Here is a 15,902-nt window from a genome sequence, read left to right as displayed (position 1 = left end):
ATAACGGAAATAGCTAGACTGGGTGATGTTGATCGGAGGTGCTTATCAAATGTCATCCGCACCGGTGGCCGCAGCCGCTACGAGCCCGGGGAGCGGGCGTCCCCGCCAGCCCAGCATCGCCCAGCTCAGGGCCTTCGTCGCCGTCGCCGAGCACCTGCACTTCCGCGACGCCGCCACGGCCCTCGGCATGAGCCAGCCCGCGCTCTCCGGGGCCGTCTCCGCCTTGGAGGAGGTCCTCGACGTCCAGCTCGTCGAGCGTACGACGAGGAAAGTGCTGCTCAGCCCCGCGGGCGAGCGTCTCGCCGTCCGCGCCCGCACCGTCCTCGACGCCGTCGCCGCGCTCATGGAGGAGGCCGACGCGGCCCGCGCGCCCTTCACCGGCGTCCTGCGCCTCGGGGTGATCCCGACCGTCGCGCCGTACCTCCTGCCGACGGTCCTGCGCCTGGTTCACGACGCCTACCCCGATCTCGACCTGCAGGTCCACGAGGAGCAGACGTCCTCGCTGCTCGACGGGCTCACCCAGGGCCGGCTCGACCTGCTGCTGCTCGCCGTGCCGCTCGGCGTTCCCGGCATCACCGAACTGCCCCTCTTCGACGAGGACTTCGTACTCGTCATGCCCCGCGACCACTGGCTGGCCGGGCGCGGCGACATCCCGCGCGAGGCGCTGCGCGAGCTCGACCTGCTCCTCCTCGACGAGGGGCACTGCCTGCGGGACCAGGCCCTCGACATCTGCCGCGAAGTGGGCCGCACCTCAGGGGCGTTGGGCACGACCAGCGCCGCCGGGCTGTCCACGCTCGTCCAGCTCGTCGGCGGCGGCATGGGCGTCACCCTGCTGCCGCGCACAGCCCTGCGCGTCGAGACCGAGCGCAACGTCCAGCTCGCCACGGGCTCGTTCGCGGATCCGGTGCCCTCGCGCAGGATCGCCCTGGCGATGCGGACGGGCGCCGCGCGGCAGGAGGAGTTCGGGCAGTTCGCCGAGGCGCTCCGCAAGGAGCTGCGGAAGCTGCCGGTGCGCGTCACGGTGCAGTGAACGGGCAGCCCCCGGGGGCCGGTTGGGGACCGGTCCCCGGGGGTCGCCCGGAACGCTATTCGGTCCGCAGGCCCTCCGGCCGCGTGAGCCGCCACAGCGCGGGCAGGCACGCCACGGTGACCAGGATGATCATGCCCGCGCCCGCACCGATCAGGGGGACGAACGCGAACCAGTCCCGTACCCGCTCGCCGAGCAGGGCGAGCAGCAGCCGCCCCAGACCGAGGCCGAACCCGACGGCCAGCGCCATGCCCAGCGCCACGGGGACCGCGGTCTGCCACAGCACCGACCAGCCGATCGTCGCCCGGCCGGTGCCGCAGGCCACGAGCACGGACAACGCGCTCCTGCGCTCGCGCAGTTGCTCCAGCGTGCCGACGAGCATGCTCACCGCGATCAGCGCGAGCACGCACACGGCGCCGATCGTCAGCCCCTCCTCGACGGCCGCCAGGTGGTTCTCCTTCACCACGCCGCCCATGCGCCACACCCGCATGCCCGGGTCGATGGCGGCGGCGGTGTTGCGGAACCGCTCGACGGAGTCCTCGCGGTCCTCGGGGTCGACCCGGGCCAGCACGGTCGTCCTGGCGTCCGGGATCGCCCGGGTGTCGATGGCGGAAGGAGTGGCCAGCACGCCGAACTGGTGGTCTCCGGTGGGCCCGGGGAGGGTTTCCACGATCCGCGCGGACGCCGGAACGGTCCACCGGTAAGCGGGAGTTCCGCGCTCCTTCGCCCGCTCGAAGCCGTCCATCTCCAGGGCGGTGCCCGGCGGGAAGCGGCCGGCGGTCGGGACGTCGCCACCCTTCTCCTGGGCCACGAAGACGTCGCCGTCGCGGCACGGGCCGATCCTGGCCAGCGTGCGCAGGACGGAGCAGTCGGCGACGTGCACCGTGGTGACGTCGTGCCGCCTGCCCGGGACGTTCGCGTACTGCTCCACGAACGCGACGGCGTCCTGCACGCCGGGCGTGGCCTTGAAAGCCTTCGTGTACGCGGTGATCTCCTCGGGCGTGCCCGGGCGGTACGAGGCCTTCACATGCGACCAGCTCGCGACGCTCCCGCCGGGCCTGTCGTGGCCGCTCTGCATGCCGGAGAGCACCATCTGGACGGCGATCGCCCCGGCCACGGCGACGGTGATGCCGCTGACCGCCCGCGCGGCCGTGCCGCTGCAGGCCTGCAGCCGCCGCGTCGCCAGCTGCCAGGGCAGCGGCCCGCCCCGGAGCCGGGCCACGCACGCCTCGATCAGCCACGGCAGGACCGCGGCGATGCCGATCAGCAGCAGCGCCGCGCCCGCGGCGACCAGGGCCGCCTCGACCGGCCCGTAGAAGGGACTCCGGACGGCCACCACCGTGCCCGGGACCAGCAGCGCCAGGCCCACGGCGGGGATCAGCAGCCGCCACCACAGCCTGCGCCGCCGCGTGGGCGCGCCGCGGACGACCCCGAGCGGCTCGATGGCGACGCGGCGCAGCGCGGACAGCGTCACCACGACGGTCAGTACGGGCACGAGGACGGCGATCAGCGCGGCCGGTGCGGGGCTCGGGGTGACGTCCGAGGGGAAGAGGGTGACGTCGCGGACGGTGACGTGGGTGGCGAACCGGCGGGCGAAGAGGAAGATTCCGGCGCCGGCGAGCAGGCCGAGCAGCGCGCCGCACAGGGCCTCGCCGGCCGCGATCCGCCGGGCCGTGGCGCCGTCCGCGCCGACCAGCCGCAGGGCCGCCAGCCGCCGGTCCCGGCCCTCGCCGCCGAACCGGACGGCGGCCGAGATGAAGACGCCGACCGGGAGCAGCAGGATCACGCATCCGAGGGCGATCAGGACGATCAGCTCGCCGTCCGTGGGCAGGCCGGGCACGTCGTCGCCGAAGCGGTCGATGCGCACGGCGCCGTCGCCCGGTGCGAGACGGCCGTCACCCGCGTAGAAGAAGAGCTCGCTGGGGCCGATGAGGCCCGCGGGGGCGATGGTGCCCACGGTCTTGTACGGGAGCCGCTCGCGCAGGAGCTTCCCGGCCTCGGAGCCGAGGAGCCTGCCGAGGGCGGGGGAGACGACCATCTCGCCCGGCCGGGGCAGATCCGTCACTCCGGGCGGCACCGGGGCGCCGTCCCCCTCGGGGCGCAGCAGCGCGCCGCCGACCTTCTTGTCGCGGAAGTCGGTGCCGGCGTCGCGGTACACGAGCGTGCTGCCGCTCCTGCGCAGTTCGTGGCCCGGCCGCTCGAACTCCAGCGGCGCGTCGACCTGGCGGGCCGCCGCGCGCCGGTCGCGCTCGTCCAGCAGCGTCGGCACGGACGCCGCGATCGCCAGCACGGCCACGCCGAGACCGACGGCCAGCGCGGTGAGCACCGCGCGCAGCAGGCCCTCGCGACCGCCCGCGACGGTGAAGCGCGCGCCCATGCGCAGGTCACGGAGCCAGGCGGCGGCGCCGGTGGGCCCGCCGGGCCGGTCGGCGGGGCCGCGGCCGGGGCGGGGGGCGCCCTGCTCGTCGTCGTTCCGTGCGGTCACGACAGCCCCACCCCCGCCATGTCGCGCGCCCGCCCGTCCCGTACGACGACCTCGCGGTCCGCGTACGCGGCGACGCGCGCCTCGTGGGTGACCAGGACGACCGCGGCGCGGGTGTCGCGCGCGGCCTCGGTCAGCAGCCGCATGACGCGCTCGCCGTTGAGGGAGTCCAGGGCGCCGGTCGGCTCGTCCGCGAAGATCACGCGCGGGGTGGTCACCAGGGCGCGGGCCACGGCGACGCGCTGGCTCTGGCCGCCGGACATCTCGCCGGGCCGCTGCCCGCGGGCGTCGGCGACCTCCAGCTGCTCCAGCCGGTGCAGGGCCTCCTGCTCGGCAGCCTTCCGCTTGACGCCGTTCAGCCGGAGCGGCAGCGCCACGTTCTCCAGGCAGGTCAGCTCCGGCACCAGCTGCCCGAACTGGAAGACGAAGCCGAACTCGGTGCGCCGCACGGCGCTGCGCTCGGCGTCGGAAAGGCTCGGCAGGTCGCGCGCGCCGTAGCGGACCGTGCCGGCGTCGGGGCGGACGATTCCGGCCAGGCAGTGCAGCAGGGTCGACTTGCCGGAGCCCGACGGGCCCATGACGGCGACGACCTCGCCCGGGTGGACGGAGAAGTCCGCGCCGGCCAGCGCGGTCGTGGGGCCGTACGCCTTGTGCAGCCCGGCCGCGGCGAGCAGGGAGCCGGCCGGGGCCGCGGGGGAGCGGCTCACGGCCGCACCGTCTCGGCCAGCTGGTCGAGGCGGGCGGCGGTGATTTCCAGCCACCGCAGATCGGCCTCCAGATGGAAGAGGGCGTGGTCGCAGATCAGCTGGTCCGCGAGGTCGCCGCTCACCTTGCGCCGGGTGAGCTCGCGCATCAGCCGCAGGTGCTCGGTGCGCTGGGCGTCCAGCAGGGAGTCCGCGTCGCGCCCGGTCAGCAGGGCCACGACGACCTTGGTGTAGAGGACGGACTGCAGGTACGGCTCGGGCTTCTCGGGCTCGGCGAGCCAGCGCCCCACGTCCGTGATGCCGGCGTCGGTGATGGCGTAGCGCTTGCGTTCGGGGCCGTCGCCGTGCTCGATCCCGTCGACCTCCACGAGGCCGTTCTTCAGCAGGCGCGACATCGTCGCGTACACCTGGCCGTAGTGGAGCGGGCGGTCGTGGCCGAAGCGGGCGTCGAAAGCGCGCTTGAGGTCGTAGCCGTGGCGCGGGCCGGACTCCAGGAGCGCGAGCAGAGTGTGACCGATGGACATGCGGGGGACTGTACACCGTGGGTATACATCGTGTGTATACCCACGGTGTACAGATGGCGTGATCTTGAAGGAACCGGCGCCCTGTACGGTTTCCCGCACTGCGCCGCGCCCGGTTCCCGCCAGCCGGGGTGCTGTATGTCACGTGCCCCAAAGCCTTGATCAATGGGCGTTTGGTGACAGTTGCGGTGTTAGCTTCATGAGCTGGGTTGGGGGCGGAAAGACTGGAGCTACGGGAGAGATGGGCCGAGCGGAAGCGCGACGGGCGCAGAAGAGCACCCGCACAGCAAAGGGCAAGAAGGCCAAGAAAAGCGGCATACGACGCTTCTTCACATGGAAGAAGCTGCTCGCCTACTTCGTGGCGCTGATCGCTCTCGGGGCGGGAGCCTGCGTGGCGCTCTACCTGTACGTGGACGTCCCCAAGGGCAACAGCCAGGCCAAGCTGCAGAGCAACATCTTCAAGGACTCCGAAGGCAAGATCATCGCGCGGAGCGGTGACGTGAACCGCCAGGAAGTCCCGCTCGACAAGATCCCGCTCGACGTCCAGCACGCCGTCGTCGCCGCCGAGAACAAGAACTTCTACACGGACCCCGGCGTCGACGTCTTCGGCACCGCCCGAGGCGTCCTCAACACCCTCATGGGCCGCGGCAAGCAGGGTGGTTCGACCATCACCCAGCAGTACGTGAAGAACTACTACCTGGACCAGCGCCAGACCGTCACCCGCAAGGTGAAGGAACTGGTCATCTCCCTCAAGGTGCAGAAGGAGACGTCCAAGGAGGAGATCCTCGCGGGCTACCTGAACACCAGCTTCTACGGCCGCGGCGCCTACGGCATCCAGGCCGCCTCCCGCGCGTACTACAACAAGGACGTCGACAAGCTCACCCTCGAAGAGGGCGCCTACCTCGCCGCGCTGCTCCAGGCCCCCAGCCAGTACGACTGGACGGTGGCCACCCCCGCGGGCAAGGAGAACGCCAAGGCCCGCTGGAACTACGTCCTGGACAAAATGGTCGAGCAGAAGTGGCTCGACAAGGACAAGCGCGCCACGATGCAGTTCAAGGAGCCCGGCAAGCCGCCGGCCCAGAAGGGCCTCACCGGCCAGAACGGCTACCTGATCGAGGCCGCCAAGGCCGAGATGCGCCGCAAGCTCGTCAAGGACGGCCGCCCCGAGAGCGACCTCGACGCCGGCGGCTGGACGATCAGCCTCAGCATCGACAACAAGAAGCAGAAGGCCCTGGAGAAGGCCGTCAAGGACAAGCTCCTCGACGACCTCGACCCCAAGGCCCGCGCGGTCGACAAGAACGTCCAGGTCGGCGCCGCCTCCGTCGACCCGAAGACCGGCAAGGTCGTCGCCCTCTACGGCGGCACCGACGCCCTCCAGCACTGGACGAACAACGCCACCCGCGAGGACTACCAGGTCGCCTCGACCTTCAAGCCGCTGATCTTCGCGTCGGCGCTGGAGAACAAGTCCACCACCCAGAACAAGGTGCGGATCAACGCCGGCACGCTCTACGACTCCACCTCCGAGCGCCCGGTCACCGGCACCCAGGAGCACTTCGCCCCGGAGAACGAGGACGGCTACTCGCACGGCATGATCCCCGTGCAGAAGGCCATGAACGACTCGGTCAACTCCGTCTTCGCGCAGATGGCCATCGACGTCGGCCTGCCCGAGGTCAAGAAGACCGCCGTCGACATGGGCATGAACGGCAAGGTCAAGGACTTCGTCGAGAAGCCCGCCATGTCGCTCGGCTCCATGGGCAACAGCCCGCTGCACATGGCCGGCGTCTACGCGACCCTCGCCCACCACGGCAAGAAGGTCACGCCCTCGATCATCAAGTCGGCCTCCCAGAACGGCAAGGACCTGTCGCTCGACAACCCCGTCGGCGGCGACGCGATCTCGCGCAACACCGCCGACGGCGTCACCACCGTCCTCAAGGGCGTGGTCGACGACGGCACGGCCTCCGTCGTGCAGAGCGTCGGCCGCCAGGTCGCGGGCAAGACCGGCACCTCCGACGACAACAAGTCCGCCTGGTTCACCGGCTACACCCCCGACCTCGTCACCGCCGTCGGCCTCTTCGGCGAGGGAGAGGGCGGCAAGCAGGTCACCCTCAAGGGCACCGGCGGCAACGGCCGCGTCAACGGTGGCACGTACCCGGCCAGGATCTGGGCGGCCTACACCGCCGACGCGCTCCAGGGCTCGGACCCCGAGGAGTTCGACCTCGACACGGACATGAGCACCACGGTCCCGGCCATCCCCGGCCCGCCCGCCTCGTCCAGCCCCTCCGCGCCCGCGTCGCACAGCCCGTCGCCGGCGCCCTCGCGGTCCTCGCAGCCGCCGTCGCCGTCGACCTCGCGGAGCCCGTCCCGCGAGCCCTCGTCGCCGCCCCCGTCCTCGCGGCCGCCGGTCCCGCCGGTCACCCCGAGCAGCAAGCCGCCGAGCCCGCCGGTGCCGCCCACCGGCGGCGGCGGGCTGGAGCCCAACGGGAACCGCCAGCCGATCCGCAACTGAGGTTGCGTCAGCCACCCGGCCCCGGCCACTCACCCTCTGTGTAGGGTGAGCGGCCGGGGTTTCTGGTACCTCGGTACCTGAGTTGTCCGGGGGGACTCGAAGCATGGCCGCGCTGGAACCGCTGCGGGAGACGACGCCACGGCGGATCGGACCCTACGAACTCCTCGCCCGGCTCGGCTCCGGCGGCATGGGCGACGTCCACCTCGCCCGCGGCCCCGAAGGCACCGTCGCCCTCAAGACCGTCCGCGCCGCCCTCGCCGGCGAACCCGGCTTCCGCGCCCGCTTCCGGCGCGAGATCGCCGTCGCCCGGTCCGTCGACAGCCCCCACGTCGCCCGGCTGACCGGCGGCGACGCCGACGCCGACCCGCCGTGGCTCGCCACCGAGTACGTGCCCGGGCCCACGCTCGCCGAAGCCGTACGCCTCGCCGGCCCCCTCCCCGCCGGCACCGTCCTCGCCCTCGGCGCCCACCTCGTACGGGCCCTCCACGCCGTCCACGCCGCGCCCGCGCTCCACCGCGACCTCAAGCCGGGCAACGTCCTGCTCGCCGCCGACGGCCCCCGGCTCATCGACTTCGGCGTCGCCCGCGCGCCCGACGCCACGACCCTGACCGGTACGGGGCTCATGGTCGGCACGCCCGGCTTCATGTCCCCCGAACACCTCCGGGGCGGCCGGCACGTCGTCGCCGCGTCCGACGTCTTCTGCCTCGCGTCCGTGCTCTGCTACGCCGCGACCGGCGAGGACCCCTTCGGCGACGGGCCCCTCGCCGCGGTCCTCCACCGCGTCTCGCAGGCGAAGGCCGACCTGACGTCCGTCCCGGCCCCTCTCCGCGACATCCTCACGGACTGCCTCCGTCCCGACCCCGCGGACCGCCCGGGCACGCAGGCCCTGACAGCCCGCTTCGGCGCCCCCCGCGAGGGCGACTTCGGCTGGCCGCGACCAATCCGCGACCGCATCGCGAGCGACCGCGCGACGGCGGACTTCACGACGACGCGGGGCCTCGGGGCGGCGCGGGGGCCTGCGGCGGCGGGCGGGCCTGATCCGCGTACGGTGCAGTTGGGCTCGGCTGCCGGGGTTGCGGGCCATGGCGGCGCACATGGATCGGCGGGGCCCGCCACTTCCCCCCGCCGCGACGGCGATCAGCCCCTGCCGGGGTATTCGGCGGTGCCGGGCGGGCCTGATGTGCGTACGGCACCGCCGGGCTCCGCCGCGGGGGTCGAGCGCCGTGGCGGCGGGCTCGGATCGGCGGACGTTGAGGGGGTGGCACCGGTGCCGGGCGCTCCCTCCCGCCGCGACGGCGATCAGCCCCCGGCGGGGTATCCGGCGGTGCCCGCCGGGGTCGGGGCGGGTGCCGTGCCGCCGATGCCCGCCGCCGCGTACCCGCACGACCTGCCCACGATGGGCGGCACCCCGCACCCCCGCGCGGTCCAGGCGTCGCCCCGAAGCCGCCCCCGTACCGCGGTCAAGGTCGCGCTCGCCGGGCTGGCCGCCTGCGCCGTCGGTGCCGCGGTCGTTTTCGGCGTCTATCAGGGCACCCGCCCCGACGACGGCGGCGCCGACGGGAAGCCGGAAGCCGCCGCGGCCGGCAAGGCTCCCGCGACCGGGCCGGACGGCGTCGACGAGAACGGCGGCCCCGACGGCGCGGGCGCGCTCCCGGCGTCCGGCGCCGCCCGCCCCGCCGGCTGGCACGCGTGGTCCGGCAAGCTGTCCAAGGGCCCGCTCGGCTGCGCCGCCGACGCCACCGCCCTCGTCTGCCAGCTCGTGGACGGCTCCTACGAGGCCGTCGCGGTGAAGGACGGCAAGCCACTCTGGCGGTACGACCCCGTCGAGAGGCCGGAGGAGACCGGGACCACGGCCATGATCAGCCCCACGGGCCTGGTCATGATCCCCGGTGGCGGCCTGCCGCCCGCAGTGGGCAGCGGCACGGCCGTCGTCGCGGCCGCGGGCCGGATCCAGGCCCGGGACGCGGCGAGCGGCAAGGTGCGCTGGGAGAAGAGCCCTGAAGGCGCCGGCGCCTTCAGAGGCAAGCCCCTCGTCGTGGACGGCCGTGCCTTCGTCGGCGCGGAAGTGTCCGGCCAGGGCTACGACCTGCACGCCTACGACCTCTCCGACGGCCGCGAACTGTGGCACAAGCGCCTCGCCAGCGTGCAGCTCGCCCGCGCCTTCCGGCAGGACTTCGCACCCGTGGCCGCCAAGGACGGGACCGTCTACGCCCGCTCCGAGCGCGGCGTGAGCGCCTACGACGCGGCGACCGGCGCCGAGCGCGGGGAGAGCGAGCCCGTCGCGGGCGGTTGCAGCGAGATCCTCATCCAGGGCGGCTCCGTGCTGTGCGGCGAGCACGAGGGCGACCGCCTGACCATGCACCGCCTCGACGCCCGCACGCTCGCCCCGGGCGCGGACACGCCCCTGAAGGGCGTGACCAGCGCGCAGGGCCTGCACGTCACGGCGGTGAACGACAAGGTGTTCGCCGGGACGGACGACAAGGGTCCGGCAGTGGTCGTCAACGACCGCACCGGCGGCGCCCTGACCACGTTCCGCCCGGTCCCGGTGTCGCCGGGGCTGCCCGCCAGGGTCCTGGTGTCCGCGCCGCTGATCGTGGGCGACCAGCTGCTGTACGCCTCCAACGACGCCCTCCACCAGTTGCCCTTCGGCGGCAAGAAGGTGATCAGGACGCCGGTCGAGGGCGCCCCCGGCGACCGGACGGAGCCCGCCTACGACAAGAAGAACGGCATCGACATCGCCAAGTCCGTCCGGGCGCCCATCGCCCTGCCCGCCGGCGGCGTCGTCCACATCGTCTACGACCAGGGCGCCATCCGCTCGGTCGAGCTGCCGCGCTAGGGGAACACCGTGCTGGAACCACTCACCGGGCCGCCGCGCACGGCGGGCCCGTACCGCCTGCTGGGCACGCTGGGCGCGGGCGGCATGGGCGAGGTGTACCTCGCGCGCCGCACGGACGGCGCCGCCGCCCCCGGGCTCGTCGCGGTCAAGACGGTCCGTCAGGACCTCGACCTGACCGACGAGTTCCGGACCCGCTTCCGCCGCGAGATCGACGCCGCACGGGCCGTCCGCAGCCCGTACGCGGCCGCTCTCGTGGACGGCGACGCCGACGCCGCCCTGCCGTGGCTCGCGACCGAGTACGTCGCGGGCCCCTCGCTGGCCGAGGCCGTCGCCCGGACGGGCCCGCTGCCCGCCGGGGCCGTGCGCGCCCTGGGCGCCGGCCTCGCGCGGGCGCTGGCCGACGTGCACGCCGCCCGCGTCCTGCACCGCGACCTCAAACCGGGCAACGTCCTGCTCGCCGCGGACGGCCCCCGGCTCATCGACTTCGGCATCGCCCAGGCCTTCGACGCCACCGCCCTGACCACCACAGGGCTCGTCGTCGGCACGCCCGGCTTCATGGCGCCCGAACACCTCGAAGGCAGCCGCGCCGTCGTCGCCGCGACCGACGTCTTCTGTCTCGGCGCCGTGCTGTGCTTCGCCGCGACGGGCCGCGGCCCGTTCGACGACGACGAGCTCGGTGCCGTCGTCTACCGCATCTCGCGCGCCGAGGCCGACCCGGCCACGCTCGCCGCGCTCCCCGAGCAGCTCCGCGGAACGGTGTCCGCCTGCCTCGCCCTCGACCCGGCCGGCCGCCCCACGCCGCAGGAGCTGATCGGACGGCTGTCCGGCGAGCCCTGCCCGTGGCCGGACGGCGTACGGGCCCTGATCGCCGGGCACGAGGCGGCGGCCGCCGCCGTACGGGACGAGGCGGGTTCGGCCCCGTCGTACGCCGCGGCCGCCGCGCCGCCGCGGCCCGCGCATCAGCCGGCCGTCCCGCACGCCCCCACCCAGCTGGGATACGCCCCCGCCGCGCCCGTGCGGCCCGCACCGCGGCGCTCACGCCGCAAAGCCGTGCTGGCGGGCGCCGGCGCGTTCCTGGCCGCCGCGGCGATCGGGGCGGCGGTCGCGTTTCCCCAGCTCACCGGAGGTGGGGACAAGGGCCGGGACGCCGCGGCGGCGGGGGCCGCCCCGGCCGCTTCCGGAGCGAAGGCCGCGCGCGTCGTCCTGCCGTACGGCAACGCCGGGCACAGCGGCGAGTTCGGCCGTGCCGCGCAGGACCGGTCGGCCCGGCCGGCCGGCTGGGCACCGTGGAACACCCGCCTGGACGTGGGGGCGACCGCCTGCGCCCTCACCGGCCCCGCCCTGGTCTGCGGCACGGCCGCCGGCGGCGCCACCGCACTGGACGCGGCCACGGGCAAACGGCTGTGGAGCGTCCCCGCCGAGGGAGGCGCGAAGGCCGCGATGCCCGCCCCCGGCGTCGCCGACGGCATCGCGTACGTCCCCCAGGGCCGCGGCATCACCGCCGTCGACTCCGCCGGCGGACGACCGCGCTGGTCGATCGCGGCACCGGCCGGCACCTTCCTGAGCACGATGGAGCTGTCCGGCGGCGTCCTCTACGCCGTCTGGAGCAACGACGGCGACGAGCCCGGCACCCGCATGACGGCCCACCGCGCCGACGCCGGCCACGAGCAGCTGTGGCAGACGGAGCAGAAGACCGACCTCGGCGGCACCCTGCTCGTGCACGGCGACAGGCTCTACCTGTCGTCGACCACCACCACGTACGCCTTCGCAACCCGCGACGGCAAGGAGGCCGCCCGCCGCCCGGGCCTCATGTGCGCCATGTCCCTCGCGCACAAGGACGCCCTGCTGTGCGCGCTCAACGGCGACCTCGGCGTCAAGGTCCTCGACGCGCGCACCCTGGAGCCGCGCACGGTGCTGGCCCCCGACATGCGCGTCACCGCGCCGCCCGTCGTCGGGGACCGCGGTGTGCTCGTCCTCCAGGGCGACCGGGAACTCGCCGGCTACGACCTCGCCTCCGGGGAGCGGCTGTGGGCGGACGCCCTCAAGGACACCCTGCCCGTGCTCGGCGGAGACCGCGCCCTGATCGTCACGGACGACCAGCTCTACGCGTACGCCGTCGACCGCGGGACGCAACTCGGCGAGGGCAAGAGATACGGCGGCCACGACTGGTCGAAGTCCCGGCGGGTGCCGCAGGCCCTGGCCGTGGGGCAGGCGGTCTTCCTCGCCTACCCCGACGGCACCGTCCTCTCCGGCTACGCCCCCTGAGGACGCGGGGCGGTCAGCCGCCGTTGACCTTGGTGGCGATGCGGTCGCCGACCTCCTTGTCGATGTTGCGCCAGTACTGCAGGGCCCGCTCCTGCACCGGCTTGCTCACGCCGTTGCTGACGTGCCCGGCCACGTTGGAGACGAGGCGGTCGCGCGCGGCGTCGTCGAGGACCTTGCGGACCATCGTGCCCGCCTGGCCCCAGTCGTCGTCCTCGCGGTGCAGCTTGTACGCCTCGCGGACCATCTCGCCCGCCGCGTACCAGCCGGCGACGTCGCCGAAGCGGTGGGTGTCGGCCGCGGGGCCGCCGTAGGAGTTGGGGGCGTACGGGCGGGCGACGTTCGCCGGCTCGTAGCGCATCGGGCCGTCCTTCGCGTACGAGTTGACGGACGAGTGCGCGCGGTTCGGCGGGAGCTGCGTGTAGTTCGGGCCGATGCGGTAGCGGTGCGTGTCCGGGTAGGAGAAGAGCCGGCCCAGCAGCATCTTGTCGGGCGACGGGCCGATGCCCGGCACCAGGTTGGACGGCTCGAAGGCGGCCTGCTCGATGTGGACGAAGAAATCGTCGGGGTTGCGGTCGAGCGTCATCCGGCCGACCTCGATCAGCGGGTAGTCGCCGTGCGGCCACACCTTGGTGAGGTCGAAGGGGTTGAAGCGGTAGTCCGGGGCGTCGTCGAACGGCATCACCTGGACGTACATCGTCCACGTCGGGGCGTTGCCGCCCTTGATCGCGTCGAAGAGGTCGCGCCGGTGGAAGTCGGCGTCCTCGGCCGCCATCCGGTCGGCCTCCGCCTGGGTGAAGAACTCGATGCCCTGGTCCGTCTTGATGTGGTACTTGATCCAGAACCGCTGGCCGCCGCCGTTGACCCACAGGTAGGTGTGCGAGCCGTAGCCGTTCATGTGCCGCCAGGTGCGCGGGACGCCGCGGTCGCCCATCAGCCACGTGACCATGTGGGCGGACTCGGGGGAGAGCGTCCAGAAGTCCCACTGCATGTCGTTGTCGCGGAGGCCGTTGTCGGGACGGCGCTTCTGCGAGCGGATGAAGTCCTGGAACTTCTGCGGGTCGCGGACGAAGAAGACCGGGGTGTTGTTGCCGACCAGGTCGTAGTTGCCGTGCTCGGTGTAGAACTTCAGGGCGAAGCCGCGCGGGTCGCGCCAGGTGTCGGGGCTGCCCTGCTCGCCCGCGACGGTGGAGAAGCGGGCCAGCATCTCCGTGCTGCGGCCCGGCTGGAAGAGGTCCGCCTTGGTGTACTGGCTGACGTCGTTGGTCACGCGGAAGGTGCCGTACGCGCCGCCGCCCTTGGCGTGGACCACCCGTTCGGGGACCCGCTCCCGGTTGAACTGGGCCATCTTCTCGATCAGGTAGTGATCCTGGAGCAGGATGGGGCCGGTGTCGCCGATGGTGAGCGAGTGCTCGTCGCTCTCCACGGGGATGCCGACGTTGTTCGTGGTGTACGGGGTCTGCTGCGCCGAATCGGTCATGGGACGCCTCCCGGTACGGGGATGGTGAGGGCGCGCGGCAGTGCCGCCCTCCACCTCGCAAGTCAACTCCGCCGACGAGTTGTCGGCAACAGCAGTCTGGACACTGTCCAGAATTTCACCGCGTAGGAGTGAACCGGGGGCGCGCCGTTGCCGGCCGGGGGTCCGGGGGGTGGCCCCCGGGAATCACCGCACCGCGTACGGGTGACGCCCCGGGCGAATCGCCGAGGCGTCACCGGGGGCGTCAGGGCGTCACCGCGCGTGCGACGGCAGCGCCAGTTCGAACCACACCACCTTGCCCGTGCTCAGCCGGGTCGCGCCCCACCGCCGGGCCAGCCGGTTGACCAGGTACAGCCCGCGGCCGCCCTCGTCCGACGGGCGGGCCTGCCGCAGCCGCGGCAGCTGCGGCACGTCGTCGCCGACCTCGCAGCGCAGCACGTCCGTGCGCAGCAGGCGCAGCGTGATCGGCCGCTCGGCGTACCGCACGGCGTTTGTGATCACCTCGCTGACCAGCAGTTCCACGGCGTCCGTGAGCTCCTCCAGGCCCCAGCGGGTCAGCGCGCGGCGGGCGAGCCGGCGCGCCTGGCGGGCCGTCTGCGGGCGCGGGTCCAGGAACCAGTACGCGACGTCGCTGGGCGCGATGCCCTCGAAGCGGGCCGCGAGCAGGGCGATGTCGTCGTCCCGGTCGCCCGGGCCGAGCATGCCCAGCACCTCGTCGCACAGGGGCTCCAGCGGCGGCGGGTTCGGACCGGTCAGCCGGGCCGTCTCGATCAGCCGCTCGCGCAGCTGCTCGATGCCGGTCCACACGTCCCGCAGCCGCGACTCCACCAGGCCGTCGGTGTAGAGCAGTAACGTCGCCCCCGCGGGCGCGTCCAGCTCCACGGCCTCGAAGTCGACCCCGCCCACGCCGATCGGCGCGCCCGGCGGGACGCGCAGGACCTCCGCGCGGCCGCCGCGGTGCAGCAGTATCGGCGGCGGATGACCCGCGTTGGCGATCACGATGCGGTGCGCGACCGGGTCGTACACCGCGTACATGCAGGTGGCCATGCGGTCCGAGCCGAGGCGCTGGGCCTGTTCGTCCAGGTGGTGCAGCACCTCGGCCGGGGGCAGGTCGAGGCCCGCCAGGGTCTGCGCGGTCGTGCGCAGCTGGCCCATGATCGCGGCGGAGGTCATGGAGTGGCCCATGACGTCGCCGACGACGAGGGCCACGCGGTTGCCCGGCAGGGGGATCGCGTCGTACCAGTCGCCGCCGACGCGGGCCGTCTCGGCGGCCGGCAGGTAGCGGCTGGCGAGCCGGACGCCGGTCGGCTGGGGGAGGGAGTCGGGCAGCATCGTGCGCTGCAGTTCGTCCGCGATGTACACCTCGCGGCCGTAGAGCACGGCCTTGTCGACGCCCAGGGCGGTGTGGGTGGCCAGCTGCGCCGCCACCAGGAGGTCGTCGTTCTCGAACGCGGCCCGGTCCGGGCGGCGGACGAACACCGCGGCGCCGATCACCCGGCGCCGCCCCCGCAGCGGCGCCAGGATCGTGCGCTGCCGGTCCGGGACCGGACGCTCGTCGCCCAGCAGCTCGGGAAGGGCCGCCCGCGCGGCGGAGGAGTCCCCGAAGACCGGTCTGACGCCCCGCAGCACCTCCGCGAGCGGCCCCCCTATGCGCACCTCGCAGCGCTCGGCGGCGGCGCCGGCGAGGTCCGGCACGGGCTCGGGGCGCTCGGCGCCGGGGTCCGCGGCGTCGCCCTCGCCCGCGCCGCGCACGTGCTCGGGCAGCTGGTCGGTGCGGCGCAGCCGCAGCACGACGGGGCCGACGGGCCGCTCGTCGCCGACCGGCAGCGGGTCGCGCAGGTAGACGAGGATGGCGTCGGCGAACGTCGGCACGGTGGCCCGGCACAGCCCGAGCACGATCTCGTCCAGGTCGATCCCGCGGGCGATCCGCCGCGTGGCGGCCCCGACGAACCGCAGGCGCTCGCCGCCGCCGGGGTGTCCGGAGGCGCCGGAGGCGCTTTCCGCCCGAGGGGCCGGGCCGCCCGGGCCGCCGTGCTTGCCGGTGTCCGGGGCGCTCGCCGTGGCGGAGCGTGCGCCGTCGGCGTCTT

Annotated in this window: 9 protein-coding genes; 4 read left to right on the top strand and 5 right to left on the bottom strand. The window is 73.9% G+C overall.

Translation table 11 applies throughout. The features are described from left to right. The first annotated feature begins 49 nt into the window (after positions 1 to 49). Complete coding sequence (locus B7P34_RS22090) at positions 50 to 1,030, top strand: hydrogen peroxide-inducible genes activator (protein WP_106679063.1); 981 nt, start codon at positions 50 to 52, stop codon at positions 1,028 to 1,030. Positions 1,031 to 1,085: 55 nt separating this feature from the next. On the opposite strand, the gene B7P34_RS22085 is transcribed toward B7P34_RS22090, so the two are convergent. The 3 genes from B7P34_RS22085 to B7P34_RS22075 are packed head-to-tail and all read right to left on the bottom strand — an operon-like array spanning position 1,086 to position 4,737. Continuing rightward, a complete protein-coding gene (locus tag B7P34_RS22085) occupies positions 1,086 to 3,512 on the bottom strand; it encodes an FtsX-like permease family protein (RefSeq protein ID WP_223268098.1) in 2,427 nt (808 codons plus the stop codon). Beyond that, positions 3,509 to 4,216, bottom strand: a complete 708-nt coding sequence (locus B7P34_RS22080) for an ABC transporter ATP-binding protein (RefSeq protein WP_106679061.1) — start codon at positions 4,214 to 4,216, stop codon at positions 3,509 to 3,511. The genes B7P34_RS22085 and B7P34_RS22080 overlap by 4 nt, the downstream gene beginning before the upstream one ends. Next, complete coding sequence (locus tag B7P34_RS22075; RefSeq protein WP_106679059.1) at positions 4,213 to 4,737, bottom strand: PadR family transcriptional regulator; 525 nt, start codon at positions 4,735 to 4,737, stop codon at positions 4,213 to 4,215. The genes B7P34_RS22080 and B7P34_RS22075 overlap by 4 nt, the downstream gene beginning before the upstream one ends. A gap of 238 nt (positions 4,738 to 4,975) precedes the next feature. Here B7P34_RS22075 and B7P34_RS22070 point away from each other — a divergent pair, with 238 nt between their 5' ends. The 3 genes from B7P34_RS22070 to B7P34_RS22060 all read left to right on the top strand — a co-directional run bounded on the left by B7P34_RS22070 (position 4,976) and on the right by B7P34_RS22060 (position 12,341). Next, positions 4,976 to 7,240: a transglycosylase domain-containing protein gene (locus B7P34_RS22070; RefSeq protein ID WP_106679057.1), complete on the top strand. Its 2,265-nt coding sequence runs from the start codon at positions 4,976 to 4,978 to the stop codon at positions 7,238 to 7,240. A gap of 103 nt (positions 7,241 to 7,343) precedes the next feature. Then, positions 7,344 to 10,076 (top strand): protein kinase domain-containing protein, encoded by a 2,733-nt coding sequence (locus B7P34_RS22065; RefSeq protein ID WP_106679055.1) that lies wholly within the window; start codon positions 7,344 to 7,346, stop codon positions 10,074 to 10,076. 9 nt (positions 10,077 to 10,085) lie between these two features. After that, complete coding sequence (locus tag B7P34_RS22060; RefSeq protein WP_106679053.1) at positions 10,086 to 12,341, top strand: protein kinase domain-containing protein; 2,256 nt, start codon at positions 10,086 to 10,088, stop codon at positions 12,339 to 12,341. A gap of 13 nt (positions 12,342 to 12,354) precedes the next feature. On the opposite strand, the gene B7P34_RS22055 is transcribed toward B7P34_RS22060, so the two are convergent. Next, entirely contained in the window at positions 12,355 to 13,818 is a 1,464-nt protein-coding gene (locus B7P34_RS22055; protein ID WP_106679051.1) for a catalase, read from the bottom strand. 249 nt (positions 13,819 to 14,067) lie between these two features. Then, the coding region (locus B7P34_RS22050) for an ATP-binding SpoIIE family protein phosphatase (protein WP_223268097.1) at positions 14,068 to 15,902 on the bottom strand (1,835 nt) is incomplete at its 5' end.

The sequence above is a fragment of the Streptosporangium nondiastaticum genome, from assembly GCF_003011965.1.
GTDB classification, from domain to species: Bacteria; Actinomycetota; Actinomycetes; order Streptomycetales; family Streptomycetaceae; genus Streptomyces; species Streptomyces nondiastaticus.
Note: the sequence above shows the minus strand (reverse complement) of the source record. Positions and strands in the feature narration are given on the sequence as shown.